Annotated in this window: 25 protein-coding genes; 24 read left to right on the plus strand and 1 reads right to left on the minus strand. The window is 60.3% G+C overall.

Annotation, left to right across the window (positions count from 1 at the left end; all coding sequences use genetic code 11):
- Window positions 1-85: 85 nt before the first annotated feature.
- On the minus strand, window positions 86-1,342 hold the full coding sequence (dinB, locus tag ACQRAQ_RS00760; protein WP_427793429.1) for a DNA polymerase IV: 1,257 nt from the start codon (window positions 1,340-1,342) through the stop codon (window positions 86-88).
- Between the two features lie 201 nt (window positions 1,343-1,543).
- Between dinB and rpsP the strand changes: the two genes are divergently transcribed.
- The 24 genes from rpsP (at window position 1,544) to ACQRAQ_RS00880 (ending at window position 25,472) form a co-directional block, all read left to right on the plus strand.
- Window positions 1,544-1,894 carry a 30S ribosomal protein S16 gene (gene rpsP, locus ACQRAQ_RS00765; RefSeq protein WP_154516223.1) on the plus strand — a complete coding sequence of 117 codons (351 nt, stop codon included), beginning with the start codon at window positions 1,544-1,546 and terminating at the stop codon, window positions 1,892-1,894.
- Window positions 1,895-1,936: 42 nt separating this feature from the next.
- Window positions 1,937-2,182 carry a KH domain-containing protein gene (locus ACQRAQ_RS00770; RefSeq protein ID WP_154516529.1) on the plus strand — a complete coding sequence of 82 codons (246 nt, stop codon included), beginning with the start codon at window positions 1,937-1,939 and terminating at the stop codon, window positions 2,180-2,182.
- Between the two features lie 34 nt (window positions 2,183-2,216).
- On the plus strand, window positions 2,217-2,708 hold the full coding sequence (gene rimM / locus ACQRAQ_RS00775; protein ID WP_427717603.1) for a ribosome maturation factor RimM: 492 nt from the start codon (window positions 2,217-2,219) through the stop codon (window positions 2,706-2,708).
- A 10-nt stretch (window positions 2,709-2,718) separates the two neighbouring features.
- Complete coding sequence (gene trmD / locus ACQRAQ_RS00780) at window positions 2,719-3,477, plus strand: tRNA (guanosine(37)-N1)-methyltransferase TrmD (protein ID WP_427793431.1); 759 nt, start codon at window positions 2,719-2,721, stop codon at window positions 3,475-3,477.
- Between the two features lie 2 nt (window positions 3,478-3,479).
- Window positions 3,480-4,043 carry a signal peptidase I gene (gene lepB, locus ACQRAQ_RS00785; protein WP_427793433.1) on the plus strand — a complete coding sequence of 188 codons (564 nt, stop codon included), beginning with the start codon at window positions 3,480-3,482 and terminating at the stop codon, window positions 4,041-4,043.
- Window positions 4,044-4,102: 59 nt separating this feature from the next.
- Window positions 4,103-5,014 (plus strand): glycine--tRNA ligase subunit alpha, encoded by a 912-nt coding sequence (locus ACQRAQ_RS00790; RefSeq protein ID WP_006236091.1) that lies wholly within the window; start codon window positions 4,103-4,105, stop codon window positions 5,012-5,014.
- Window positions 5,015-5,017: 3 nt separating this feature from the next.
- Window positions 5,018-7,114, plus strand: a complete 2,097-nt coding sequence (gene glyS / locus ACQRAQ_RS00795) for a glycine--tRNA ligase subunit beta (protein ID WP_427747917.1) — start codon at window positions 5,018-5,020, stop codon at window positions 7,112-7,114.
- 34 nt (window positions 7,115-7,148) lie between these two features.
- Window positions 7,149-8,024 carry a pyruvate, water dikinase regulatory protein gene (locus tag ACQRAQ_RS00800; protein WP_154516238.1) on the plus strand — a complete coding sequence of 292 codons (876 nt, stop codon included), beginning with the start codon at window positions 7,149-7,151 and terminating at the stop codon, window positions 8,022-8,024.
- Between the two features lie 341 nt (window positions 8,025-8,365).
- A complete protein-coding gene (ppdK, locus tag ACQRAQ_RS00805) occupies window positions 8,366-11,116 on the plus strand; it encodes a pyruvate, phosphate dikinase (protein WP_427793435.1) in 2,751 nt (916 codons plus the stop codon).
- A gap of 209 nt (window positions 11,117-11,325) precedes the next feature.
- On the plus strand, window positions 11,326-11,667 hold the full coding sequence (rplS, locus tag ACQRAQ_RS00810) for a 50S ribosomal protein L19 (RefSeq protein WP_117583231.1): 342 nt from the start codon (window positions 11,326-11,328) through the stop codon (window positions 11,665-11,667).
- A gap of 93 nt (window positions 11,668-11,760) precedes the next feature.
- Window positions 11,761-12,549 (plus strand): ribonuclease HII, encoded by a 789-nt coding sequence (locus ACQRAQ_RS00815; RefSeq protein WP_154516244.1) that lies wholly within the window; start codon window positions 11,761-11,763, stop codon window positions 12,547-12,549.
- 188 nt (window positions 12,550-12,737) lie between these two features.
- Complete coding sequence (locus ACQRAQ_RS00820) at window positions 12,738-13,223, plus strand: YraN family protein (RefSeq protein ID WP_154516246.1); 486 nt, start codon at window positions 12,738-12,740, stop codon at window positions 13,221-13,223.
- Window positions 13,223-14,746, plus strand: coding sequence for a YifB family Mg chelatase-like AAA ATPase (locus tag ACQRAQ_RS00825; protein WP_427793436.1), 1,524 nt, complete (start codon window positions 13,223-13,225; stop codon window positions 14,744-14,746). Before ACQRAQ_RS00820 ends, ACQRAQ_RS00825 begins: the two co-directional genes overlap by 1 nt.
- Complete coding sequence (locus ACQRAQ_RS00830; protein ID WP_427793438.1) at window positions 14,746-15,678, plus strand: DNA-processing protein DprA; 933 nt, start codon at window positions 14,746-14,748, stop codon at window positions 15,676-15,678. The genes ACQRAQ_RS00825 and ACQRAQ_RS00830 overlap by 1 nt, the downstream gene beginning before the upstream one ends.
- 14 nt (window positions 15,679-15,692) lie before the next feature.
- Entirely contained in the window at window positions 15,693-17,030 is a 1,338-nt protein-coding gene (gene trmFO / locus ACQRAQ_RS00835; protein ID WP_427793440.1) for a methylenetetrahydrofolate--tRNA-(uracil(54)-C(5))-methyltransferase (FADH(2)-oxidizing) TrmFO, read from the plus strand.
- A gap of 8 nt (window positions 17,031-17,038) precedes the next feature.
- Window positions 17,039-17,947 (plus strand): tyrosine recombinase, encoded by a 909-nt coding sequence (locus ACQRAQ_RS00840; protein ID WP_427793550.1) that lies wholly within the window; start codon window positions 17,039-17,041, stop codon window positions 17,945-17,947.
- Window positions 17,948-18,177: 230 nt separating this feature from the next.
- Window positions 18,178-18,906 (plus strand): 30S ribosomal protein S2, encoded by a 729-nt coding sequence (gene rpsB, locus ACQRAQ_RS00845; RefSeq protein WP_055285135.1) that lies wholly within the window; start codon window positions 18,178-18,180, stop codon window positions 18,904-18,906.
- Window positions 18,907-18,951: 45 nt separating this feature from the next.
- Window positions 18,952-19,821: a translation elongation factor Ts gene (gene tsf, locus ACQRAQ_RS00850; RefSeq protein WP_022094736.1), complete on the plus strand. Its 870-nt coding sequence runs from the start codon at window positions 18,952-18,954 to the stop codon at window positions 19,819-19,821.
- Window positions 19,822-19,938: 117 nt separating this feature from the next.
- On the plus strand, window positions 19,939-20,661 hold the full coding sequence (gene pyrH, locus ACQRAQ_RS00855; RefSeq protein WP_427793442.1) for a UMP kinase: 723 nt from the start codon (window positions 19,939-19,941) through the stop codon (window positions 20,659-20,661).
- A 2-nt stretch (window positions 20,662-20,663) separates the two neighbouring features.
- Complete coding sequence (frr, locus tag ACQRAQ_RS00860) at window positions 20,664-21,200, plus strand: ribosome recycling factor (RefSeq protein WP_006236112.1); 537 nt, start codon at window positions 20,664-20,666, stop codon at window positions 21,198-21,200.
- Between the two features lies 1 nt (window position 21,201).
- Complete coding sequence (locus ACQRAQ_RS00865) at window positions 21,202-21,996, plus strand: isoprenyl transferase (RefSeq protein WP_427793443.1); 795 nt, start codon at window positions 21,202-21,204, stop codon at window positions 21,994-21,996.
- A 2-nt stretch (window positions 21,997-21,998) separates the two neighbouring features.
- Window positions 21,999-22,898 (plus strand): phosphatidate cytidylyltransferase, encoded by a 900-nt coding sequence (locus ACQRAQ_RS00870; protein WP_427793445.1) that lies wholly within the window; start codon window positions 21,999-22,001, stop codon window positions 22,896-22,898.
- A complete protein-coding gene (gene dxr / locus ACQRAQ_RS00875; RefSeq protein ID WP_427793446.1) occupies window positions 22,898-24,085 on the plus strand; it encodes a 1-deoxy-D-xylulose-5-phosphate reductoisomerase in 1,188 nt (395 codons plus the stop codon). Before ACQRAQ_RS00870 ends, dxr begins: the two co-directional genes overlap by 1 nt.
- 25 nt (window positions 24,086-24,110) lie before the next feature.
- Window positions 24,111-25,472 carry a M50 family metallopeptidase gene (locus tag ACQRAQ_RS00880; protein ID WP_427793448.1) on the plus strand — a complete coding sequence of 454 codons (1,362 nt, stop codon included), beginning with the start codon at window positions 24,111-24,113 and terminating at the stop codon, window positions 25,470-25,472.
- Window positions 25,473-25,481 lie beyond the last annotated feature (9 nt).

Genomic DNA, 25,481 nt, shown 5'->3' on the forward strand with positions numbered 1-25,481 from the left:
TAAAAAAGCCCCGTCCCAAATTAGCTGCCCCGTACTACCCTGACAATCTAAAGTAGCTAAAAAAGCCCCGTCCCAAATTAGCTACTTAGTGGGAGGAGAAGCGTGATTGGCGGCCGAAGGATAGGGCGGTGTCGCCGAACTTGTCTCGGACCGCGTCGATGGCGACGGAGAGGTCACGGCGGTCGCTGGATTGGGCTCCGCGGTCGTCGACTTCGCAAAACAGGTCGGTCTGTATGCCGCCTTGATGATTGAAGTCGCTCATGCCTATGCCGGCAAGGCGTACATGCATTCCTTCCTGCCAGATGTTGTCGAGCAACTCGATCGCTACCGCCACAAAGATGTTCTCGTCGTCGGTGGGATGGGGGAGTCGTCGCTGTGCCGAGCGACCGCTGCCGTACGAGTACTTAAGTTTGAGCGTCACCGTGGTGCCGGTAAGCCCCTGGCGGCGCAGACGACGTCCGACGGATTCGCCCAATAGTGCAATCGCCGCTTCGATGTCCCCGCGCTCGGTCAAATCTTTCGCAAAGGTGCGCTCATTGCTTACCGACTTGACCTCACGCTCTTCATCGAGGCTCGTGACTTCGGAAACCTCGAGCCCCAACGCACGCTGGCGCATCCGCTCGCCGTTAACGCCAAAAATCGAAGACAGTGTGGATTCCGGTGCGCGCGACAGCTCGCCCAGCGTGTAAATCCGCATGCGGCGCAGCCGCTCCTCGGCCGAGCGCCCGATACCGCTCATGGCAGAAACAGGTAACGGCGCCAGAAAACGCTGCTCAGTTCCCGGGCGTACGACCGTAAGCCCAAACGGCTTGTCTCGCTCGCTTGCAATCTTGGCCACCGTTTTGTTGCAACCGACGCCGATGGAGCAGGTCACCCCCAGTGCCGCCACGCGATCGCTGATGCGTCGTACGACGAGCAGTGGGTCCTCGGGCGCAAAGCGGCCCGGCGTGATGTCGATAAAGGCCTCGTCGATGGACACGCGCTCAACGCGTGGTGTCTCGTCGGCAAGAATATTCATGACCTGTGCGCTGACCTCGTGGTAGCGATCGAAATGCCCGTGTGTCCAAATGGCCTGCGGACAGAGGCGGCGCGCCTCGGCCGAGGGCATGGCGGAGTGCACGCCAAAGCGACGTGCCTCGTATGAGCAGGTGGAGACGACGCCGCGCGATTCGGCGTCTCCGCCCACGATAAGCGGCTTGCCGCGCCACTCGGGATGATCGAGCATCTCCACGCTCGCAAAAAACGCATCGAGATCCATCAGACCCACCGCCGGACCCGTCCAGGGCGGCGGCGTGACGCCCGCAGTATCCTCATAACCGTATGTATGTTCGCATCTTTTCATGGCATGAGTATACCGCGCAGCTCATGTGGGGTGCGTGGATGTGCTTGCAAATCGCGAATTCTTGTCTAAGATATGGATTTGCCTTCGACTACACCGAAGAAGTTGGTCTCACGGACTTCACCTGCCCGCGTCGATGGCGTATTATGTTCAACTGTTTGTTTGTAGTTGCAGCCTAAAGCTGCTTGGTTGGAGGAGTTTCCTTTGGCAGTCAAGATTCGCCTTGCTCGTCACGGCGCTAAGAAGCGTCCGTACTACCGTGTCGTCGTCGCCGATTCCCGCGCCCCGCGTGACGGTCGTATCATCGAGGAGGTTGGCCGCTACAACCCGATGACCACCCCCAAGACCATCAACCTCGATCTCGAGAAGATTGCTGACTGGCAGTCCAAGGGTGCTCAGCTCACCGACGCTGTCGCTGCCCTGGTCAAGGCCGCCAACGAGGGCGAGAAGACCGAGACCGTCGTCAAGAAGTCCAAGAAGCAGCTCGCCAAAGAGGCCGAGGCCGCTAAGGCTGCCGCTGAGGCCGCTGAGGCCGCTGAGGGCGCCGAGGAGTAAATCGTGCCTGAGGTTGACGCTGCACAGCTCGAGGGTGAGGCAATGCTCTCAGATCGCATCGCCGATCTCGTCGAATATCTCGTTGTTCAGATCGTCGACGACCCGGATTCCGTGAGCCTGGAAGTTATCGATGGCGACGATGCCTCAACTATTGAGGTTTCGGTTGCCGAGGATGACGTAGCTAAGGTCATTGGCCGTCGCGGCCGTACCATCAAGGCCATTCGCACGCTCGCCCGTGCACTGGCCGCTCGCCTCGACACTTCCGTCGAGGTAGAGGTTCTGGGCTAGGACCTTGAGGTCCCAGTACAAAAACATCGCCCGTGTGGTTAAGCCGCACGGAAGGAAGGGGGAGGTCCTCGCGCAGCCGCTGCGGGGGCTTCCTTCTGTATTGGAGCCGGGTATGCGCGTCGCCCTGACGCCACCGGCGCTCAAGCGTGACCGCTTTTGCACGGTTACATCCGTTACCGATACGGGCGATGGCGATCTGGTTTCGTTTGAGGGCATTGACGACTTGACGGCCGCCGAGGGCATCACGGGTTGTTTCGTTCTGGCGAACCGTGATGACTTTGAGCTCGATTCGCTTGATGCCGCCTATACCGACCTTATGGGTCGCGAGGTGGTTGATGAGCGCTTTGGGTCGCTCGGAACGATTGTTGAGATTATGTCGACGCCCGCCAACGACGTTTGGGTTGTCGAGGGTGATCGGTATGGCGAGGTGCTGATTCCCGTGATCGAGCAAGTTGTGCTCGATCTTCCCGATCGGGGAGCAATATCCGTCCACGTTATGGACGGCTTGATCGATATGGACAAGTAGGGAGGACAACATGCTGATCGAGACCCTTTCGGTCTTTCCCGAGATGTTTGAACCCGTCATGTCCACATCGATTTTGGGCCGTGCCCGCAAGGCCGGCCTTTTTGATTTTAAGGCGTATAACCTGCGCGACTGGACGCACGACCGCCATCGTACCGTCGATGACGAGCCGTACGGCGGCGGGCAGGGCATGCTCATGAAGGTCGAGCCCATCGCTGAGGCCATCGAGGCCATCAGCTCTGAGGGTCTCAAGCCCACCGTGGTGTTCTTTACGCCCTGCGGTGAGCCTTTTACGCAGCATGTAGCCGAGCGCCTGCTCCAAAGCGAGCGCCTACTGTTTGTGTGCAGCCGTTACGAGGGTGTCGACGAGCGCGCGTATGCGTATGCCGATGAGCGCCTGTCGATCGGCGACTATGTGCTCACGGGCGGCGAGCTGCCTGCTATGGTCGTTGCTGACGCCGTCGTGCGTCTGATTCCCGGCGCGCTTGGTGACGAGATGAGCAACGTTGACGAATCATTCTCGACCGCCGAGGACGGTGGGCTGCTCGAGTACGCGCAGTACACCCGTCCTGCCGAGTTTAACGGCGAGGGCGTGCCTCCCGTGCTTGTAAGTGGTGACCACGCCAAGGTTGACGCTTGGCGCCGCAAGAACGCCATCGAGCGCACCTGTCGCTGGCGTCCCGACTTAATTGAGACGGCGCGGCTTACGCCTAAGGAACGCGCGTATGCGCAAGAGATTTTGGACGCTTCGTATTCGCAGAGCGAGGAGTGAGAATGGTTCCGTCGCAGCATTCCATGCTAAAGGGTGCGTTTGAGTGGGTCGTGGTCATCGCAATCGCGCTCGTGGCCACCTTCTTGATTCGCACCTTTGTGGTCGAGCCCTTTGTGGTGCCCACCGGTTCCATGGAGTCCACGATTGAGATTGGCGACCAGATCCTGGCGCAAAAGGTGACGCTCGAGCTCGGCCAGCCTGTCAAACAGGGCGATATTGTGGTGTTCCACAACCCCGATGGCACCTCTGAGCACGATGTGCTCGTTAAGCGCGTTATCGCTACGGCCGGCCAGACGGTCGACCTGCAGGACGGCAAGGTGGTCGTTGACGGCCAAGCGCTCGACGAGGACTATACGACGGGCATGAGCTGGCCACTTTCGGTCCAGGCGCCTGGTGCTCAGGTGAGCTATCCCTACACCGTCCCTGACGGGTGCGTGTGGGTGATGGGCGACAACCGCGAGAACTCAGCCGACTCACGCTACTTTGGCCCGGTCGACCGTTCGGACCTGATCGCCGTGGCGCTCGTGCGTTACTGGCCGCTCAACCGTCTGGGCGCTATCGACTAAAAACCGCTATAGTACAGTACCTAACCGTGTAATCGTTTCGACGAGGGGATATTAGAGGCATGAACGCTTCATCGCTTTCCTTCCAAGACATCATCCTGCGCCTCCAGCAGTACTGGGGCGAGCAGGGCTGCGTCATTATGCAGCCCTATGACTCCGAGGTCGGTGCCGGCACCTTCCATACCGCGACCACGCTGCGCTCGCTCGGCCCTGCCGAGTGGCGCACCTGCTATGCGCAGCCCTGCCGCCGTCCCGCCGACGGCCGCTACGGCGAGAACCCCAACCGCATGCAGCACTACTATCAGTTCCAGGTGCTCATCAAGCCCTCGCCGGTCAACGCCCAGGAGCTTTACCTGGGGTCTCTTGCCGCCATTGGCCTGGACCCCAACGACCATGACGTCCGCTTTGTCGAGGACGACTGGGAGAGCCCGACGCTCGGTGCCTGGGGCCTTGGCTGGGAGGTCTGGCTCAACGGCATGGAGGTCACGCAGTTTACGTACTTCCAGCAGGTGGGCGGCATCGAGGTCGACCCCGTGCCCGTCGAGATCACCTACGGCCTGGAGCGCATCGCCATGTACGCCCAGGGCGTCAACTCCGTCTATGACCTGGTGTGGAGCTATTTGCCCGACGGCACGCCCATGACCTACGGTGACGTGTTCCTGGAGAACGAGCGCGAGTTTAGCGCCTACAATTTTGAGGTCGCTAACGTCGAGATGATGCGTCAGAAGTTTGACGACTACGAGGCCGAGTGCCACTCCTGTCTGGAGCGCAAGCTGCCGCTGCCCGCATACGACTGCGTCATGAAGTGCAGCCATGCCTTCAACCTGCTCGATGCCCGCGGCGCCCTGTCCGCAGTCGAGCGCGCCAACTACATCCTGCGCGTCCGCGCCGTCGCCAAGGCGTGCTGCGAGGCCTATATGGCCGAGGTCGCCGGAGTTAACGAGAATGCCGACCAGGAAGGCGAGGTGGCGTAAGCCATGGCAGACGCTAAGGATTTCCTGTTTGAGATCGGTACAGAGGAAATGCCCTCCGCACCGCTGAACAATGCCGTCAAGCAGCTTGGCGATATGATCGCCAAGGGCCTCGACGAGGCCGGCCTGGCCCATGGCGAGGTCCGTGTGATCTCGAGCCCGCGTCGTCTGGCTGCGCTCGTGACCAACGTCGCCACCGCGACCGATGAGGTCCACGAGGTCAAGCGCGGCCCTGCGGCAAACATTGCCTTCGATGCCGACGGCAACGCCACCAAGGCCGCCCAGGGCTTCGCCCGCAAGTGCGGTGTGGCTGCCGAGGACCTGATCCGTCGCGAGGACACCGACGGCCGCGAGTACGTATTCGCCGAGAAGAACATTCCCTCCGTGCCGGCTACCCCTATTCTGACGGCCCTGTGCGAGAAGACCATTGCCGGCCTGCAGTGGCCCAACTACCGCAGCCAGCGCTGGGGCCACGAGCACGCTACGTTTGTGCGTCCGGTCCGTTGGATCTGCTGCCTTTTGGGCGAGGACGTTGTGCCCGTGACGTTTGCCGATGTGACGAGCGGCAACACCACGCGCGGACATCGCGTGCTGGGCGCCGGTGACCATGTTGTCGCCAGCCCCGCCGTCTACGAGCAGGTGCTCGAGGACGCCGGCGTGCTCTCTGCCGAGCGTCGTCGTGAGGCCATCCTTGCCGGTATTGCCGAGGTCGAGGCCGCTCGCCCTGGCTGCCATGTCGACACGCCCAAGAAGGTTTTCGAGGAGGTCATTAACCTCTGCGAGTGGCCGACGGTGCTCGTCGGTACCTTCGACGAGGAGTTCCTCAAGGTCCCGCACGAGATCATCTGCGAGTCCATGCTCACCAACCAGCGCTACTTCCCGATCTATGACGGCGAGGGCAAGCTCACGCGTGAGTTCGTGGTCGTCTCCAACAGCAAGCCCGAGAATGCCGATCGTGTGATCGACGGCAACGAGCGCGTCGTGCGCGCCCGTCTGGACGATGCCAAGTTCTTCTACGAGGAGGACCTGAAGATCTCCCTCGACGAGTTCCGTGAGCGTCTGGCCAAGGTTGCCTTCCAGGAGAAGCTCGGCAGCGTGCTCGCCAAGTCCGAGCGCATTGAGCAGCTCGCGCTCGCTATTGCCCGCGAGGCCCATCTGGGCGCCCACCTCGCTGCCGATGCCGCTCGTGCCGCGCACCTGTGCAAGGCCGACCTGGTTTCCAACGCCGTCGTCGAGTTTACGAGCCAGCAGGGCGTGATGGGTGGCTATTACGCGACTGCGATGGGGGAGAACGACGAGGTCGCCCACGCCATTCGCGATCACTATCGTCCCCGCTTTGCCGGCGATGAGCTGCCCGAGGGCACCGCTGGCTGCATCGTGGCCTGTGCCGACAAGCTCGATACCATTGCCGGTATCTTTGCCATCGGTGAGCCCCCGACCGGCTCTTCCGACCCCTACGCGCTGCGTCGCGCCGCTATCGGCATTATCAACATCCTGCGCGATCGTCTGCCGATCGACCCCACGACGCTCATCGACTTTGCCCTTGAGCTCTATAGCGAGCAGGGCATCGAGTTCGACGCCGCCGAGGTCGCCCAGCAGGTCCGTGACTTCTTCCACGGCCGTCTGGTGAGCATGGCCCGCGACGAGAAGATTCCGGCGGATACCGTCGCCGCCGTCTCCGCGGTGCACATCATCGCTCCGTCCGTCTTCTTCGCCCGCTGCGCCGCGCTCGACGAGGCTCGTAAGAACGATGCCGAGACCTTCGACAACCTGGCTACTGCCTATGCCCGCGCCGCGCACATCTCCAAGCCCAAGCTGGGTATGGAGTACGATCGCAGCCTGATGGGTGAGGCCGAGCTCGCGCTTGCCGATGCCTCCGAGGCTGCTCAGACCGCTGTCGATGGCGCCCTTGCTGCCGAGGATTACCCGGCCGCATTTGCCGCCCTTGCCGCCCTGCGTGCCCCCATCGACCGCTTCTTCGACGAGGTTATGGTCATGGACAAGGACGAGCAGCTCCGCGATAATCGCCTTAAGCTGCTCAACCGCTTCGAGGCCGTTTTCTCTGGCATCGCCAACATCGGTGAGCTTGCCCGCAAAAAGTAAGCCAGCCTGCGCATAAGCGCAAAAGGAGCCCCGCATGGATTGCCCGGTCACCGCACGTCCCACCGTTATCGTTATCTCCGACTCGCTCGGTGATACCGCTTGTGAGGTGGTGCTTGCGGCGTCCGGGCAATTTGATGAAGGGGCTTTTCGTCTCTTGCGCTTGCCCAAAGTGAACTCGGTGGAGCAGGTCAAGTCGTTTGTGGGCCCGCGCGTCGATGCGGACCATCGTGATATCGCCGTGTTCCACACTATCGTCGATCCGGCGCTTCGCGCCCGCGTGCTCGATTACCTGGGTATGCTGCATATTCGCTCTGTCGACCTGATTGGTCCGACCCTTGCCGTGCTGTCGTCGCTCATCGGTGTTCCGCCCAAGGGCGTTGCGGGCGTTATTCACAAAACGGATGACCGCTATTTCCACCGCATTGAGGCTATGGAGTATTTTGTTGAGCACGATGACGGGCGCGGTTGCGACGACCTTTCGGGGGCCGATATCGTGCTGCTGGGCGTGTCGCGTACGTCCAAAACGCCGCTGTCGATGTATTTGGCCTATCAGGGTTACAAGGTCGCAAACGTTCCGCTGGCGCACGGCATGGAGCCGCCGAAGTCGATTTACGAGGTCGACCCGATGCGCCTGTTCGGCCTGATTTCGACCGTTGACGTAATTTCTGAGATTCGCGACAGCCGCTTGGGCGATGACTACGCTCGCGCCGTCGCCGGCTCCTATGCCGAGCCCGAGAGTGTGCGCAGCGAGCTTGAGGAAGCCCGTGCCCTCATGAAGCGCCTAGGCTGCTTTGTGGTGCGTACCGACGGTAAGGCGATTGAGGAGAGTGCATCCGAGATCATCGGTCATTTGGAGGAAATCCAAGAAGCTCGAGCCCGTCGTGCCGCTCGCCGAGCCCAACAAAAGTAGCTAATTTGGGACGGGGCTTTTTTAGCTACCCCGGCTGAGGCCGCGAGCTTTTTGGCCGATTGCCGACGGGGTAGCTAAAAAAGCCCCGTCCCAAATTAGCCACTTATGGTAAAGCGATTTAGCAAAGTTCTTTCAGTTGACCTGCAAGTCTCCTACACTGGTATCTTCATAAGGTAACCACCTTTATCTACCGTTTACCGTCAGTTTTACCACGTTTACCAAACCTCGCACCCTCTACGCAAGCACTTCCAATACCAGCCGTATAGTACCCTCACGGCTCGCATCCGGCGGGTCGATTCGTTACCACGGTCGTGCGCGACAGCGCATGGAAGGGGAGTATCGTGAGCGATTGCAAGAGGGTTTACCGTTTTGGAACCGACGCCCAGGGCACCTGTGTCACTGAGGGCGACAAGTCCATGAACTTCGTGCTTGGCGGCAAGGGTGCAAATCTTGCCGAGATGAGCCGCATCGGCCTGCCGGTTCCCGGTGGCTTTACCATTACCTGCCAAACCTGTGTCGAGTACTCTGGTGCCGGCAACGTGTGGCCCGAAGGCGCACTCGATGAGATTGTTGCCGCCGAGGCCGATCTCGAGGCCCGCTGCGGCAAGAAGCTTGGTGACGCATCCGACCCACTGCTCGTGTCGGTTCGCTCGGGTGCTCCGTTCTCCATGCCCGGCATGATGGACACGGTCCTCAACTTGGGCCTTAACGACGACTCCGTTCTGGGCCTCATTGCCCAGACGCAAAACCCGCGTTTTGCCTGGGATAGCTACCGCCGCTTTATCCAGATGTTCTCCAACGTCGTTATGGGTGTCGATGCCGACTTGTTTGAGAACGCCCTGACCCAGGCTCGCTTGGTCGCCGGCGTCCGCGTCGATTCCGAGCTTTCGGCCGAGGACCTGCAGGAGCTCGTCGAGACCTTCAAGGGTATCTTCTCCGAGAACGTCGAGGCTGCCCTGTATCCCGAGCTCGAGGTTGTCGACGGCAAGCCCGTCTTCCCGCACGATCCGGAGCTCCAGCTGCGCCTTGCCATCCAGGCCGTCTTTGGCAGCTGGATGAACGAGCGCGCCTGCATCTACCGCAAACAGCATGGCATTTCCGACGAGCTCGGTACTGCCGTCAACGTCCAGGCCATGGCTTTTGGCAACAAAGGCGAGACTTCTGCGACCGGCGTCGCCTTTACGCGCAATCCGGCCGATGGCACCAAAGAGTTCTACGGTGACTTTTTGGTTAACGCCCAGGGTGAGGACGTCGTCGCCGGCATCCGCAACACTGAGCCCATCGCCGACCTCAAGACCACCCCGGGCCTCGAGTCCGCTGGCGAGGAGCTCGAGCGCGTTTTCCTGACGCTCGAGGATCATTACCGCGATATGTGCGATATCGAATTCACCATCGAGCAGGGTAAACTGTGGATGCTTCAGACCCGCGTGGGCAAGCGTACCGCTACCGCCGCGCTGCGCATCGCCATCGAGATGGTCGAGGAGGGCCTCATCACCCGCGAGGAGGCCGTGAGTCGCATCGATCCGGCGCAGCTCGACCAGCTTCTGCATCCGCAGTTCGACTCCTCCAAGAAGTACGAGGCCCTGGCCTGCGGCCTTAACGCCAGCCCCGGCGCCGCCGTAGGCGAGGTCGTGTTCTCGAGCGACGATGCCGTCGCGCGCGCCAACGAGGGCCACAAGGTCATTCTGGTTCGCTGGGAGACCAACCCCGATGACTTGAAGGGCATGGTCGCTGCCGAGGGCATCCTTACCAGCCACGGCGGCAAGACGAGCCACGCCGCCGTTATTGCCCGTGGCATGGGTACCCCCTGCGTCTGCGGTGTCGAGCGCTTCCATATTGACGCCGCCGAGAAGGTCGTGCGCATCGAGGGCAGCGACCGCGTGCTTCACGAGGGCGACATCATCTCCATCGACGGCACTCAGGGTATCGTCGTCGATGGCGCCGTCGATCTGGTCTCCGCCGAGCTCACCGGCGATCTGGACACCATTCTGTCCTGGGCAGACGAGATTCGCCTGGACGAGACCGACGGTCACGCCAACCACGTGCGCGTCAATGCCGACAACCCCGAGGATGCCGCGCTCGCACTCGAGTTTGGCGCCGAGGCCATCGGCCTGTGCCGCACCGAGCACATGTTCCTGGGCGATCGCAAGAACATTATCCAGAGCTTTATCCTGTCCGACGACGAGGCCGTGAAGCAGCGGGCCCTGGCCGACCTGCTCAAGGTTCAGACCGAGGACTTTCTGGCGATGTTTAAGACCATGTCCGGTCGCGATGTGGTCGTTCGCCTGCTCGATCCGCCGCTGCATGAGTTCCTGGATAATCCTCGCGAGCTCGAGGTCGCCATCACCAAGAAGGAAGCCGCCGGCGCCAGCGAGGAAGAGCTTGCCACCCTGCGTGCCCGCCTGCGTCGAATCGACGGCATGGTTGAGTCCAACCCGATGCTCGGCTTGCGCGGTGTGCGCCTGTCCGTTGTCTTTGGCGATTTGCCGCTCATGCAGGTTCGCGCCGTCGCCACGGCTGCTGCCCGCCTTATCAAGGAGGGCGTTGACCCGCGCCCCGAGATCATGGTCCCGCTCGTTTCCATCACAGCCGAGCACGTCCAGACCCGCGAGGTCATCGAGCGCGTGATCGCCGAGGTATCCGCCGAGGAGGGCGTCGAGCTCAATATTCCCGTGGGCACGATGCTCGAGCTGCCGCGCGCCTGCATGGTCGCCGACGAGATCGCCCACCATGCCGACTTCTTCTGCTTTGGCACCAACGACCTCACCCAGACAACCTTCGGCTTCTCGCGCGACGACGCCGAGGCCAAGTTCATCCCGCTGTACATGCACAAGAAGATCCTGAAGGATAATCCCTTCGAGACCATCGACGCGGCGGTGCTCGAGCTGGTGCGTATGGCAGTCGAGAAGGGTCGCGCCGCCAACCCCGACATGCACTTTGGCGTGTGCGGCGAGCACGGCGGCGACCCCAAGTCCATCAAGGGCCTGTTCAACGTGGCCGATGTGGACTACGTGTCCTGCTCGCCCTATCGCGTGCCCCTCGCACGACTGGCTGCCGCCCAGGCCAAGCTCGATGCCAAGCGTTCCGCCTAGCGTTTAGTGTATAGACCCCTAGCGTAGCCCCCTTCATGCCGCCCGTCTCATTTGTGAGGCGGGCGGTTATCATGTGCGGGTTTTGTCTTTTTGTCTGCGAAAAAAATTGTTCTTGCAGCAGAAACCCGCGCGTGTATACTCGAATACGTTTGTTCAACTACGTGCCGGCCAAGGTGGTACGGCACCTCTAGAAGAGTAAGGAATTGCACATGGATTACATCCGCGCAATCGAGCGTCAGCAGATCCGCGAGGACATCCCGCAGGTCCGCGTTGCCGACAACGTCAAGGTTCACTACCGCATTAAGGAAGGCGACCGCGAGCGCATCCAGGTTTTCCAGGGTGACGTCATCCGCATGGCCGGCGCCGGTGCCCGTGAGACCTTCACCGTCCGCAAGATTTCCTTCGGTGTCGGTGTTGAGCGTACCTTCCCGCTTCACAGCCCCAAGATCGCCAAGCTCGAGGTCGTCCGTCATGGTCGCGTCCGTCGCGCCAAGCTGTACTACCTCCGCGACAAGGTGGGCAAGGCTGCTCGCATCCCCGAGAAGCGCTAAGAAGATCGCAGCGTCTGTCCACTCGTTTGGACACAAGGGTCACCTTCGGGTGGCCCTTCTTTTTATCTGATTTCCATGCAAGGAGGGCCTGGTATGGCCAATATGACGAGCTCGATTTCGGCATCGCAGGTTGCCGGCGAGCTGGCGAGTGCCACGTTCGAGGAGATTCCCGCCCTCGTGGAGCACTATCGCGAGGATCCGCGCCAGCAGGTGATCAAGGCTTGCGAACGCGCACTTAAGCGCCATGCCAAGGAACTTTCCGAGCGCGAGCGCGTCAACGGCATGTACGAGCTTATGCATGAGCTCGGCGGCGATGGCGTGGTCGTTGGTGTTGACGAGGTGGGGCGCGGCTCTGTCGCCGGCCCGCTGACGGTCTGCGCTGTCTGCCTTCCCATGGAGCCGCGCGTTTGGGGCATTAACGATTCCAAAAAGCTCACGCCTGCCCGTCGTGAGCTGCTCTCGGTGCAGATTGCCGAGGTGGCTACGGCCATTGGTTTTTGCCATATCGCTCCTGCGGATATCGATGAGATGGGCATGGCCCGCGCCATCCGCGCTGCCGTCGCGGGCGCGGTGGCCGATACGGGGCTCGAGCCCGATTGCGTGCTTATGGACGGCAACCCTTTGGGCGCCGTCCCTAACGAGCGCGATGTGGTGAAGGGAGATGCCAAAATCGCCTGCATCGCCGCTGCTTCCATTATGGCCAAGGTCACGCGTGACGAGATGATGGTCGAGTACGACGCCGAGTATCCCGAATATCATCTTGCTGAGTCAAAGGGCTATGCGAGCCCCGAGCACATTGAGGCTATTCGTAAACATGGCCTTTCTCCGTTGCATCGTGTGAGCTTCTGCGGAAATTTTTTGCAGACGGAGCGTCTTTTTTAAGGCAAATATGGAGACAGGGACTTCTGGGATTTTATAAACCAGCTGGTGGGGACCGCATGCAACGCAATTGTTGCATGCGGTCCCTTTTTTGTTTGTTTTTGGTTGGTCTTTGGTTTTCTTTTGGTACCTACCCGCAAGAAAGGCGGCCCCATGATCGGGTCAATATCGTGCGCGGGAAAGGAGACCCCATGTGCGCCGCAAGTGCAAAGAGCAAGACGCAACAGCTCAAAGAGCTTTGGGAGAGCGGGGAGATTGATTGCGCGTCGATTACGCCTGGGTTCATTAAGGGCCTCAGTCCTCGAGAACTGGGCATGCTGGGCGAGCTTATTGCAATCGATTACTTTCGCGAGCGCGGTTATGCCCTCTTGGAACAGGGCTACCGGTGTCCCGAGGGCGAGGCCGATCTGGTACTGCTTGATGAACTTGATGATGTCGTGGTGATGGCTGAGATCAAGACAAGGCGCGTCGCCCTAGATTGCAACACGCGGGTCTTTCCCGAGGAGGCGGTGGACGCCCAGAAGCAGCGTCGCTACCGCCGTATCGCGAGTTGTTACCTTATGGATCACTATCCCCTTAAGGCGATTCGCTTCGACGCGGTGGGCGTTACTATCCGCGGCGGTCATATTGCGGAGATTGAGCATCAATACAACGCATTCGATTGGCAGGTATCGTGATGGCGTTTGACACCTTTGCCGTCCACGCTGCATGTATTCGTGGCGTCGAGGCGATTCCCGTCACGGTCGAGGTCTCGCTTGCCGGCGGTATTCCGGGTATCCAAATGCTTGGCATTCCAAGTATGGAGGTGATGGAGTCGCGTGGCCGCATACGCTGCGCAATGCGCTCGGCGGGATTTGAGATTCCACGGGCGGGCATTACCGTCAACTTGGCTCCGGGCGACATCCGTAAAACGGGCAGTGGTTTTGACCTGCCGATTGCCGTCGCGGTACTGGCGGCCGATGGGCAGATTCCCCGCGACCATCTAGACCATTGCCTTATTGCCGGTGAGCTCGGGCTGGATGGTAGCGTGCTGCCCGTAAAAGGCGAGGTTGCGTTTCAGTTGTTGGCGCGTGATATGGGCCTGTCCTTTATTGCAGGAAGATCGGATCAACATGTACCGCTTGCCGGTGTGGACTGTGGCTTTATCGACCATCTGTCTCAGCTCGCCCGCGGTATGGGCGAGGCGGCTCGGCATTATCTGGATTCCGAGGGTGTCGAGGCGTCGTTTGAGCCAGAACTTGATTATGCCGATGTGCTGGGGCAGGAGGTTGCCAAGCGCGGCATTGCGCTCGCGGCGGCGGGGGAGCTCGGCCTGCTTATGATTGGCTCGCCGGGTTCGGGCAAGACCATGCTCGCACGCCGCATGACGGGTATCTTGCCCGAGCTTTCTCTCGAGGATCAGCAAGAGGCGCTGTGCATCCATTCGGTCTTGGGCGAGAACATCGATGGTTTGCTGGCGGGACACCGGCCGTTCCGTAGCCCCCACCACAGCATTTCGACTGCGGGCCTTATTGGCGGCGGACGGCCGGTGCACCCGGGCGAGATTAGCCTAGCGCACGGCGGCGTGCTCTTTTTAGACGAGCTTGCCGAGTTTCCCAACAGCGTGCTGCAGACACTCCGCCAGCCCATAGAGCGCGGCTACGTCAAGATCGTACGCGTCGATGGGGCTTTCACGTTTCCCTCGAGGTTCCAGCTGCTTGCCGCGAGCAATCCCTGTCCCTGCGGCTTTTTGGGCGATCGCGAGGTACCGTGCCGCTGCTCGGCTTCGATGGTTGAGCGCTATCGGTCTAAGCTACGTGGTCCCTTGGCCGATCGTATTGACCTTATGATTGACGTGACCCGACCTGACCCGCAGGTAATTATCGAGGGCGCCGAGGGTATGTCGTCAGCTGAACTACGTGACTATGTTGTGCGGGGTCGGGCATTTCGCGCCTGGCGCGAGTCCCGTATGGACGATGCAGATGCCGAGGCCGAGGACGATGAGTCACGTTCCATCGACGGCGTCGTTTCGACCTTTGCACTCGATGGGGCAGCGGAAAAGTGCGTGCTCGGCCTGTCGAGGCGCACACATCTCACAGGGCGCGGCATCGTGCGCTTGGTGCGTATCGCGCGCACGATTGCCGATGTTGCCGAAAGTGAGCGGGTAACCCAAGACCACGTGCTCGAGGCGGCGATGTACCAGGGGAGGAGGGACCAGTAATGCCCGAGGAGACTTTTGAGCTGCATCCCGGTGATGCGTTGTATCCAGATACCGTTTTGGAGCTCTCTGATGTCCCCCAGACGCTTTATGTGCGTGGCGACCCCGCCGCACTGTCGACGCCCTCGCTCTCCATCATCGGCGCTCGCAAGGCCTCGCCGTACGGCCTTGCCGTGGCAGAGCTGGCCGCGAAAGTTGCGGTCGAGGCGGGGGTGACGGTGGTCTCGGGCGGTGCGGTCGGCTGCGACCAGGCCTCGGGTTGGGCCGCGGTCAACGCTGGTGGCAGGCACGTCGTGGTGTTGGGTACGGGCGCCGACGTGGTTTACCCGCGTTCGAGTGCAGGGCTCATCGCGCGCACGATCGATACGGGCGGCGCGGTGGTGTCCATCTCGCCTTGGGGTATGGGACCACGCAAGTTTGCCTTTCCGCGGCGTAACCGGGTGATTGCCGCGCTTTCGCAGGCGCTGTTCGTGTCGGAGGCCGGCATGCCCTCGGGCACGTTCTCGACAGCGGAGGCCGCCATGGACCTGGGGCGCGAACTGCTCGCGGTACCGGGCTCCATTTTGTCACCAGAGTCGCGTGGGACCAACTACCTCATCGCCAACGGGGCCTGCTGCATTGTTGACGAGGAGTCTATTGAGATGGCCATCTCGCGAATTTACGGCACCCTGCGCTATTCGCGTCCCGATGCGCCCGGTATCGCCGATCTGGACCCCACGCAGCAAGCCGTGATGCACGCGCTCATTGCCTCGCCGCTCAAGGTCGATGACATTGCCGCGCTCGTCTCCCTCGATGCCGTCGGCGTGCTCAAACTCCTGGGCTCACTCGAGCTCGAGGGACTCATCGAGCGCATGATGGATGGAAGGTATGCGCCCTCAAAGTTTGCGCTTCACGCTCAGACGCCCTTCGGTCACAATGGAAAGCGTGTCAATTAGAAAGGTGTTTGCAGATGCTGTTTGATCAAGTGACGGTTATCGGTGGCGGTCTGGCGGGATCGGAATGCGCGATGCAGCTGGCAGATCGCGGGTTTGCCGTAAAGCTGTGCGAGATGCGGCCGCTGGTGACCTCTCCTGCCCACCATACCGATCACTTGGCGGAGCTCGTCTGCTCCAATTCGTTTAAGTCGACCCGACCCGATTCCGCCGCCGGCCTGTTGAAGGCCGAGCTCGAGCGTATGGGTTCGGTGCTGCTCGACTGCGCTCATCGCGCTGCCGTTCCCGCTGGTGGCGCCTTGGCGGTCGACCGTGTTAAATTCTCCGAGCTCGTTGAGGCCGAGGTTGCCGCCCGTCCCAATATCGAGGTCGTTCACGGCGAGGTCACCCAGATTCCCGAGGGCCATGTGGTTATCGCCGCGGGTCCCTTGTGCTCGCCGGCGTTGAGCGGGGAGGTCATGAAGCTCGTCGGTGGTGATTCCCTGGCGTTCTTTGACGCCGCGGCCCCGATTGTCGATGCCTCGACGCTCGATATGGATGTGCTGTTCTCGCAGTCGCGCTACGAGGAGCAGGGGAGTGGCGACTATCTCAATGCCCCGCTCAACAAGGAGGAGTACGAGGCCTTTATCGAGGCGCTTACCACGGCCGATCGCGTGGTGCTCAAGGACTTTGAGGGCGGGGACCTCTTCCAGGCCTGTCAGCCAGCCGAGGAGGTTGCGCGCACGGGCAAGGATGCCATCCGCTTTGGCGCTATGAAGCCCGTCGGGCTCACCGACCCGCGCACCGGTCGCCGTCCCTGGGCGGCGATTCAGCTGCGCGCCGAGAACAAGGAGAAGACCGCCTATAACCTGGTTGGTTTTCAGACCAACCTGACCTTCGGCGAGCAGAAGCGCGTTTTTCATATGGTTCCCGGTCTGGAGAATGCCGAGTTCTTCCGCTATGGCGTCATGCATCGCAATACCTTTGTCGATGCTCCCCATGTGCTCGATGGGACCTTCGCCGTGCCCGGCACGGGCGTGCGCCTTGCCGGACAGATTACCGGTACGGAGGGTTACATGGAAGCGGTCGCGACGGGTCTCCTCGCTGCGCTCAATACCTATGCCGAGGCTATCGAGGTTGCTCCTGTCGAGCTGCCGCGCGTGGGCGCTCTCGGCGCGCTCGTGGGCTATGCGACCGATCCTGCTACGGTCGGATATCAGCCCATGCATGTTAATTTTGGCCTGGTGCCTCCCCTCGAGGACGGTAAACGCCGCAGCAAACGTGATCGCTATCAGGCCTATGCGGATCGCGCCCTTAAGGCCTTGGATTCCTATCTGGAATCGCGCTCCGACCTGTTTGGGGGCGATCGGTCATAGTCTTTGACCTGTACGATACCGTCGACTCGTTCATAGCCTATATTGCACGCGTCGAGGGGCTTTCTTCTAACACTGTTATCGCTTACGGCTCTCGTCTGGAGCGTTTTGCCGCTTGGTGCGAGCGTGGGGATATCGATGCGCGCACGGCGGACGTACGTACCGTTCGCATGTATCTGGCGGAGCTGTCGCGCGAGCAGGTGGCGCCCAGGACGATTGCGGCGCACCTGTCTGCCATTCGTTCGTTCTATCGATGGATGGCTGCCGAGGGTCTTATCGATGGAGACGCTGTCTCTGCGATTGCCTCGCCCAAGCTTCCACGCGATTTGCCAGGGGTGCTGACCACCCAGCAGGTTAAGGCACTGCTTGAGGCGCCAGACGTTTCAACGCCTGCGGGACTGCGCGATGCGGCGATGCTCGAATTGCTCTATGCATCTGGGGCTCGCATCTCCGAGCTTGCGGCACTCAATGTTGAGTCCATTGCTTGGTCCGAGCGAACGCTGCGGCTTTGGGGTAAGGGGAGCAAGGAGCGTATCGTGCCCCTGTATCGGCGTGCTCTCGATGCGACCCGCCGCTATATTGAGGAAGGAAGACCGGAGCTTCTTGCTCACGCAAAGCGTGGCGACGGTACGAACGGTGTGCATCCGCTGTTTATCTCGGCACGCGGCAACCGTATGAGCGCCGCCATGCTTAGGCGACGGTTTCATATGTTGGCGACGCTTGCGGGTATCCCTTCCGATATCGCCCCGCATGCGATGCGCCATACTTTTGCGACCGATTTGCTCGAGGGCGGAGCGGACTTGCGCTCTGTCCAGGAGTTGCTGGGGCATGCAAGCTTGTCCACCACGCAGATTTATACGCATCTCACGCCCGATCGGCTCAAACGCGCCGTTACCCAAGCTCTTCCGCGCGGCGAATAAGGCAGGAGATGGGTTCTATCCAATCGATCGCGCGTCCGTGTGTGTGGTTTTGATTTCGGGTTGGCAGAAAGATGTAATCCTGCTATCATTCATCGGGTTGCTTCACGGCAACAGGTTTTTATCACGCACGCGCGGCTACTTCATACCGTGGTGCCCGGGCTTTGGTAGCACATGTCCGGGTTGGTTTTGGAGGATGACCCCGCGCGGAGGCAAACCACAGGAGGTTTAACATGGCTACCAAGATTAATATCCGCACCCTGCTCGAGGCCGGCTGCCACTTCGGTCACCAGACCCGTCGCTGGAACCCCAAGATGAAGCCGTTCATCTTCGGTGAGCGCAACGGCATCTACATCCTCGACCTCAAGCAGACCATTCTTGACGCCGACCAGGCTTACACCTTCGTCAAGAACGTTGCCAAGGGTGGCAACGTGCTGTTCGTCGGCACCAAGAAGCAGGCTCAGGAGGCCGTCAAGAACGCCGCTGAGCGCGCCAACATGCCTTACATCAACCAGCGTTGGCTCGGCGGCATGCTGACCAACTTCGTCACCATCCGCTCCCGCATCAACCGTATGGAGGAGCTCGAGGCCATGGTCGAGGACGGCCGCATGGCTGTTCTTCCCAAGAAGGAGCAGGCTGTTCTGGGTAAGGAGCTCGCTAAGCTCCAGACCAACCTCGGTGGCGCCCGCGACATGAAGGGTCTGCCCCAGGCTCTCTTCGTCATCGACACTAAGCGCGAGGAGAACGCCATCAAGGAGGCCCAGCGCCTGAACATCCCCGTCGTCGCTCTGATCGATACCAACTCCGATCCCGACGAGGTCGAGTACGGCATCCCCTGCAACGATGACGCCATCTCCGCTGTCACCCTTATGTGCGAGCTCATGGCCGACGCTTGCCTCGCTGGCTCCGGCAAGGAGCAGGTCTCCGAGGCCGAGATGGCCGCTGAGCCCAAGGCCGAGTAAATCAGTCCTAATTAAGTCTTTTTCATCTCTTTGAAAGGAACCACAATGGCCCAGATTACCGCCGCTATGGTCAAGCAGCTCCGCGAGATGACCGACTCCCCGATGATGGAGTGCAAGAAGGCTCTCGTCGAGGCTGACGGTGACATGGACGCCGCTGTTGACGTTCTGCGTAAGAACGGCCTCGCTAAGGCTGCCAAGAAGGCTGGCCGCGAGACCAACGAGGGCGCTGTCGCCGCGTTCGTCTCCGAGGATGGCAAGACCGGCGCTCTGCTCGAGCTCTCCTGCGAGACCGACTTCGTCGGCTCCAACGCCAAGTTCACCGGCTTTGCTTCCAAGGTCGCCGAGGTTGTCGCCACCACCGAGCCGGCCGATGTCGACGCTCTGCTCGAGAAGCCGATGGGCGAGGAGACCGTTTCCTCCGAGCTCACCGAGATGATTCACATCATGGGCGAGAACATGAAGATCTCTCGCTTCGCCGCCCGCAAGGCCGAGAACGGCGCTCTCGCTTCTTACATCCACATGGGTGGTAAGATCGGCGTCCTCGTCGAGTTTGCTTTCGAGAAGGCTGAGACCGCTCAGGCTGAGTCCTTCAAGACCTTTGCCCACGACGTTGCCCTTCAGGTTGCCGCTGTCGCTCCGATCTGCGCTACCCGCGATCAGGTTCCGGCCGAGACCGTCGAGCATGAGAAGCAGATTTACATGGCTCAGGCTGCCGAGTCCGGCAAGCCCGAGGCCATCCAGGAGAAGATGGCTGTTGGCCGCCTGGAGAAGTTCTACAAGCAGTCCGTGCTCACCGAGCAGGAGTTCATCAAGGACAGCTCCCTCACCATCAAGAAGTACGCTGAGCAGGTCTCCAAGGAGCTCGGCGATACCATTACCGTCGTTGCCTTCGACCGTCTGGTCCGTGGCGAGTAAATAAGCTCTTGTAGCTGGTGATGAGCAGGCTGTGGGTTTTACTCACAGCCTGCTTTTTCATGGCTCTAAGCAGAGCCTTTGATATCATATTGAGAGTCTAATTAAAGGAGGATCGCTTTGTCCGACATCCGATATAAACGCGTGCTTCTGAAGCTTTCCGGCGAAGCACTGATGGGCGATGGCCACTATGGCATCGACCCCAAGATTACCGACCATCTTGCCAAGCAGGTCAAGGAGCTGCTCGCCGTTGGCCATGAGGTCGGCATCGTTGTCGGCGGCGGCAATATTTTCCGCGGCATGGCTGGAGCTGCCGGCGGTATGGAGCGTGCTCAGGCCGATTACATGGGCATGCTTGCAACCGTTATGAACGCGCTCGCCCTGCAGGATGCCTTCGAGCATAACGATGTTCCCTGCCGCGTTATGAGTGCCATCCAGATGAACGAGATTTGCGAGCCCTATATTCGTCGTCGCGCCATCAATCACCTGTCCAAGGGCAATGTCGTTATCTTCGCGGCCGGCTCGGGCAATCCGTACTTTACGACTGACACCGCCGCGGCCCTTCGCGCCCGCGAGATCGGTGCGGAGATTCTGATTAAGGCCACCAAGGTCGACGGTATCTACGACAAGGATCCCGTCAAGTGCGCCGATGCCGTCCGCTTTGACAAGATCACCTATCACGAGGTGCTCGTCCGCGGCCTGCAGGTTATGGATTCCACGGCTACGGCCCTGTGCCAGGATAACCGTATGCCCATTTTGGTCCTCAACATCGATGGCGAGGACAACGTCAAGCGCGCGCTTTCGGGTGAGCCCGTCGGCACGCTCGTCTATCAGGAGGATTAAGCATGGCAGAGAACATCACCGCCCACATGGACAAGTCGCTCGAGTCCCTCAAGCATAACTTCTCCAAGGTCCGTACCGGCCGAGCCAACGCTAACATTCTGTCCGACATCACCGTCGATTATTACGGTGTTCCCACGCCGGTCACGCAGGTTGCCGCCGTAAAGACCCCCGAAGCCCACATGCTGCTCATCGAGCCGTGGGATAAGGCGCTTATCAACGCCATCGTCAAGGCCATCGGCGCTTCCGATCTGGGTATTACCCCCAACTCCGATGGCACCGTTGTTCGTCTTCCGTTCCCGGCTCCCACCGAGGAGCGCCGTCGCGAGCTCGTCAAGGAGTGCCGCGAGTACGCCGAACAGGCCAAGGTGTCTATCCGTAACATCCGTCGCGACTTTAACAACAAGCTCGAGCGCGATGAGGAGCTCACCGAGGACGATGTCCGTCGCGAACAGGCCAAGGTGCAGAAGCATACCGACGAGTATGTCGCCAAGGTCGAGGAGCTTCTGAAGGAAAAAGAAGCCGAGGTCATGGAGATCTAAGGTGCAATACGACGAGAACAAACTGGTCGAGTACTTTGCCGACGCCCCTGCGGGCGTCGGTTTTTCCGACCTTGACCTCAATAACATTCCGCGCCATATCTCGTGCATCATGGACGGTAACGGTCGCTGGGCTACGGCGCGAGGTCTTGCCCGTACCGAGGGTCACAAGGCGGGTATCGTCTCCCTTCGTGAGATCATTACTGCCTGCGTGCGTCTGGGTGTCGACGTGCTTTCCGCCTATGCGTTTTCAACCGAAAACTGGAACCGCCCGCAGCATGAGGTTAACGTCTTGATGCATCTGTTTGCCAAGACGTTTATCGATGAGCTGCCGCTTCTGAAGCGCGAAAACGTGCGTGTTGTCTTTTTGGGTGATATTTCCGCGCTGCCCAAGAAGACCCGCGACGTTTTTGAATTCGGTCTTGCCGAGTGCGCCGATCACACCGGTATGACGCTGGCGCTTGCCGTCAACTACGGCGCTCGTGCCGAGATTACCCGTGCCGCCCGTCAGCTTGCGCTCGATGCCGCCGCCGGCAAGATCGACCCTGCTGCTATCGACGATGATATGGTTGCTTCACACCTGTACACCGCCGGTCTTCCCGATCCCGAGCTGGTCATTCGCACCTCCGGCGAGCTTCGCCTTTCGAACTATCTGCTGTGGCAGGTGGCTTATTCCGAGTTCTATGTCACCGATACCTATTGGCCTGACTTTAATCGTTGGGGCCTTGTTGACGCCATTTTGGCCTATCAGGGCCGTGACCGTAGGTTTGGTGGACTGAGCAAGACCGAGGAGGCTTAATCGTGTCCGATCGTTCCAAGGCATCTGCTCCCAAGACGCCTGCGCGCAAAGCTGCCACTGCGGGAGCGCCTGCAGCGAAGAGCGGCACCGGTTCGTGGCTTGCGGGCTTTATTACCCGTGCCGCCGCCGGTATCGTCTACGCCGTCGTCTTTATCCTCTGCCTGGTTTTGGGTATCGTGCCCACCGCCATTTTTGTCTCTGTCATGAGCGGGCTTTGCTGCTTTGAGTTTTTCCGTATGACGAGGCTCGACGGCAAGGTCGCCAACGAGCACTTGGGCATTATTGCCGCCGTGCTCTTTCCGTTATCGGCGCTTGGCGATTCGCTTTTGCTGAACGCCCTGCTTTTTGCACTGATGCTCGCGGTGGGCATTTGGTATGTTTGGTCGCCGCGTACCCGCATCTCTGATGTGGCCGTGACGCTCATGGGTCCCATCTACACAGGCTTTATGCTGTCGGCTATTGTGCTGCTGCGCGATGCCGTGCCCGGTTTTGCCGGAGCCCTGCTTTCAGTGGGTGTTTGCGCGTCCCTTTGGGTCTCCGATTCGTTTGCCTACATCGTGGGCAGCCGTATCGGCAAACACAAGATGGTCCCCAAGATCTCTCCCAAAAAGAGCTGGGAGGGGTTTGTCGGCGGCATTCTGGGCTCGGTTCTCATCTGGCTCATTTTGTGGGTGACGCATCTCTATAAGCTGAGCTTGCCCTATGCGCTGCTTTGTGGCGTGGTTGTGTCCATCCTGGGCGTTATCGGCGACCTTATCGAGTCGCGCATCAAGCGCGGTGTGGGCGTCAAGGATTCCGGTAACCTTATCCCGGGCCACGGCGGCATGCTCGATCGTAGCGACTCGCTTATCTTCGGCTGCATCACCGCGCAGCTGATGCTGATGATCGGAGGCGTGCTGTAATGTCCTTCCAGACGACGTATGGCTCCGATGGACGCCTTCGTGTTGCCATCCTGGGCTGTACGGGCTCTATCGGCACTCAGGCGCTCGATGTTTGCCGTCAGCATGCCGATCGTCTGCAGGTGACGGCGCTTTCCGTTAATTCCAGCACCTCCGAGCTCGTTGCAGCTGCCCGCGAGTTCTCGGTTCCGGCGGTTGCCGTGGCCGATGTCGCTCATGGCGATGACGCCGTGCTGCAGGAGTTGCCCGAGGGAACGGAGCTCGGCGTAGGTGCGCAAGCGGTTTGCGAGCTCGCGCGTCGCGACGATGTTGACTGCGTGCTTGTCGCTATTGTGGGCGCCGCCGGTCTCGAGGCGAGCCATGCGGCCTTGACCTCGAATAAGCGCCTTGCCCTTGCCAATAAGGAGTCGCTCGTTGTTGGCGGTGACCTGCTGATGCCGTTGGCTCAGCCCGGTCAGCTTATCCCGGTCGATTCCGAGCACTCTGCAATTTACCAATGCTATCTGGGTGAGAATCCGCGCGAGGCCCATTGTATTTGGCTTACCTGCTCGGGCGGTCCGTTCTTTGGCCGTTCGCGCGAGGAACTCGACCGTGTGACGCGCGCCGATGCCCTGGCGCACCCTACGTGGGCTATGGGTGCCAAGATCACGATTGACTCCGCTACCCTCATGAACAAGGGCCTGGAGCGTATCGAGGCGATGCACCTGTTCGGTTGCGACCTCGACTTTATCAACGTGGTCGTTCAGCGCCAGTCAAAGATTCATTCGATGGTCGAGTTTGCCGACGGCTCCGTGATGGCGCATCTCGGGGCATCTGACATGCGCATTCCCATCCAGTTTGCCTTCTCGTATCCCGAGCGCTGGGATACTCCGGCTCCGCGCATCAATTTCCGCGAGTTGGGTCAGCTTACCTTTGATGCGGCCGACATGGATACGTTCCGCTGCCTGGCGCTGGCCGAGCGTGCGGGCAAGACGGGCGGCACCATGCCGTGCGTGCTCAATGCCGCCAACGAGGTCGCCGTCGATGCCTTCCTGCATGATGGCTGCAGTTTTACCGATATCGATCGCATTGTGGAATCCTGTATGGATGCGCATGATGCGCAGACGGTCGATTCGTTTGAACAGCTTCGCGGTATCGATGCGTGGGCGCGTGAAAAGGCCGCGCAAGTGCTCGTCGCAACCCGTTCTTAACCCATAAGGATTGCTTTTTCGTTTTATGGAAACTGTTCTGAGCGTTCTCTCATCGGTCTTTTGGGGCCTGCTGATGCTTTCCGTCCTCGTGTTTTTGCACGAGGGCGGCCACTTTTTGGCGGCGCGTGCCTGCGGCGTCCGGGTGACTGAGTTCTTTTTGGGCCTGCCGTGTCGCTTTGATATTCACCATACGTCTCGTCGGATCGGCACCAAGTTTGGCGTGACCCCGCTGTTGCTGGGTGGGTATGCTGCCATCTGTGGCATGGATCCGACCGATGTCTTGTGTGCCGATCGCGTGCTTGCCGCCATCTATCGCCACGGCCGTGTGACGGTGGCCGATCTTGCCGTCGAGCTTGAGCTGTCCGAGGAGGATGTGCTCGAGGCCTGTGCTTTGCTGCTGGGTTGGGGCTCCATAGCTCCTTGGTATGAAGAAGGGGAAAAGCCTTCGCCTGGTTACTATCCCACCAAGTACCAGACCCTGCCGCGTGACGCGGCGGGTTATACCACCTTTGACGGCCGTCGGTTCGATCGCGAGCACGCGACTGCCGAGGGCGATGTATGGGAACTGCCGTGCGGCGAGGCCGAATTCCTTGCACGCGAGCGCTCGCACACCTATTTGGGTCAGGGCTTTGTCAAGCGTGCCTTTATGCTGCTTGCGGGCATTATCGTCAATATCCTGACGGGCTTTTTGCTCCTTATGAGCATCTATTCCATCGCGGGTGTCACGGTGCCGGTGGACACCAATGTGATCGGCCAGGTTGACGAAGGCTCGATTGCCTCCGCGGCGGGAATCGAGGATGGCGACGCGATTCTTTCGGTCGACGGAATATCGTGCTCTACCTGGATGGACGTTTACGATGCCATTGGCAAGGCTGCCGGTAAGGACGATATCGCCATTGAGTATGAGCGTGACGGCAAGAAGCATTCGACCACGGTTGCGCTCAAAGAGGACGAACGCCTAGGTGTGTATGTCTCTACGCAGGTGGTTCGTTTAGACCCCATCACGTCGGCTCGCCTGTCGTTCTCCTATGTCGTGCGGACAGCGGAGGGCGTGATGCGCCTGCTCCAGCCGCAGCATACGATGGAGATTCTCGATCAGTCCTCTTCGATCGTGGGTATTAGCGTTATGTCCTCACAAGCTGCTGCTGCCGGCCCTGCCACGTTCCTTTCGTTTGCCGCTCTCATTTCGTTCTCGCTTGGCTTTATGAACCTGCTGCCTATCCCGCCACTCGATGGCGGCAAGTTGTTCATCGAGATCATTCAAAAGATTGCGGGCCGCGAGCTTCCGCTCAAGGTCCAGACGATTGTGAGCTATGTGGGCATCGCGCTCTTTGCGCTGCTGTTTGTCTATATGCTTCGTTCCGACATCCTTCGATTTATTCTGTAGGGGAGTGTT

Source organism: Collinsella sp. SGI.178 (genome assembly GCF_050313495.1).
Lineage (GTDB): Bacteria > Actinomycetota > Coriobacteriia > Coriobacteriales > Coriobacteriaceae > Collinsella.